This window comes from Acidithiobacillus ferriphilus, from assembly GCF_018854775.1.
In the GTDB taxonomy this organism is placed as follows: domain Bacteria; phylum Pseudomonadota; class Gammaproteobacteria; order Acidithiobacillales; family Acidithiobacillaceae; genus Acidithiobacillus; species Acidithiobacillus ferriphilus.
This window is the reverse complement of record NZ_JAAZTY010000177.1, coordinates 1-1728: the sequence shown is the minus strand read 5'-3', so window position 1 is coordinate 1728 and position 1728 is coordinate 1. Positions and strand designations below refer to the sequence as shown.

Genomic DNA, 1728 nt, shown 5'->3' with positions numbered 1-1728 from the left:
ATACCCGCACGGGCAACGGCGTGGACGCATTCATCGCCATTTCCCGCCATATCGCCCGGCGCATCCGCAAGGTGTATGGGCGAGATTCCACCGTCATCTATCCGCCGGTGGATGTGGCGGATTTCCCCCTGCGCGCGGACAAAGAGGATTTCTACGTCACCGCCTCGCGCATGGTCCCTTATAAGAAAGTGGATCTGATCGTCGAGGCCTTCAGCGCCATGCCGGACAAGCGTCTGGTGGTGATCGGGGATGGGCCGGATTTCGCCAAGGTCCAAGCCAAGGCGGGGCCGAATGTGCAATTGCTGGGCTTTGCGGGCGCGGAGGTCCTGCGCGACCACCTGCAACGGGCGCGGGCCTTCGTGTTCGCGGCGGAGGAAGACTTCGGCATCGCCCCCCTGGAGGCCCAGGCCTGCGGCACACCCGTCATCGCCTTTGGCAAGGGTGGGGCGCTGGAGACCATCATTCCCCTGCCGGAGGCGGAGAGTGCGGCGTCGTCCCCCGCGCCCACCGGCGTATTCTTTTACGAACAATCTGTCGCCGCCATCATCGCCGCCGTGGAGCGCTTCGAGGGGGCGGGCGCGGCCATCACCCCGCAAGTCTGCCGCGAAAACGCCCTGCGCTTCGCCCCGGAGCGTTTCCGCGCGGAGTTCACGGCCTTCGTGGAGCGGGCAGAACCGGACGACACGGCCAGTAGCCACGTTGCGGCCCGGCAAGCGTTCGGCCAGCAGAAAAAATGACAAAGAAGCACGGCAACTCAAGGTTTTCCTGGCCCTCCCTGCTGCTTTTCGGCGGCGATGCCCTGGCGCTGGCGGCCGCTTTTTATTTCGGCCGTATCGCCCATGCCCTGTATTACGGACAGGATGTGGTTTGGGTCCTGTTGCATTGGTGGGGGGAGGCGTATTCCGCCAACTTGCTCCTCTTCCCGCTCATGAGCTGCACCGCCTTGCTCTGGTTTTATTACCGGGGGCATTACGCGCGCCAGAAGGCTTTTTGGGACGAACTGGGGGAGGTCATCCAGGTAATCTCCGTCCTGGCTGTCCTCAATGCGGCTTTCGCCTTTTCCGGCAGACTGCCCTTGTCGCGGCTGTGGCTGTTCAGCACCTGGGTGCTGGCGCTGATCCTGCTGCCCCTGTTGCGGATGGCCATGCACCGGCTCATCTCCCGTCGCCGCGGCTGGCAGCGCCCTTATGTGCTGCTGGGTTGCGGCGCTAATGCCGCAGAGGCGGCGCGGGCCTTTGCCAGCGAGCCACTCCTCGGCTACCGGTTGCAGGCGGTGTTGGTGCCCTCGGAATTGGAGGCCGTACACTGCGCCATTCCTGCGGATGTGCCCCGCGTTCCGCTGGGGGCGGACCCACTGCAGACCATGGCGGAGCTGGGCAACCCCCACGTGGTGCTGGCGCTGGAAATGGATCAGTGGCAGACCATGGAAAACCTGGTGTGGAATCTCGGCATGCGCTATCCCGACCTGACCATCGCGCCCCCTTTGCGGGGCCTGCCCATCTTCGGGCTGGAAACTTTGCACTTTTTCAGCCATGAGATTTTCATGCTGCGCTCGCGGGACAACCTCGCCCGCCCCGGGCCGCGGATCATCAAACGGGCCTTTGATCTGGTGGCGGCCAGCATCCTGGTGCTGTTCCTGTCGCCCCTGCTGCTCTTTCTGGCGTGGCGGATTCGCCGGAACGATGGTGGGCCGGTGTTTTTTGTGCAGGAACGGGTGGGGCGGGGCGG

General features: G+C 64.5%; 2 protein-coding genes. Both read left to right on the top strand.

The annotated features are described in order from the left end of the window. Positions 1 to 737: glycosyltransferase (locus HF921_RS11500; RefSeq protein WP_226834546.1), on the top strand; the 737-nt coding region annotated here is incomplete at its 5' end. After that, positions 734 to 1728: sugar transferase (locus HF921_RS11495; protein ID WP_215893848.1), on the top strand; the 995-nt coding region annotated here is incomplete at its 3' end. The genes HF921_RS11500 and HF921_RS11495, both read left to right, overlap by 4 nt.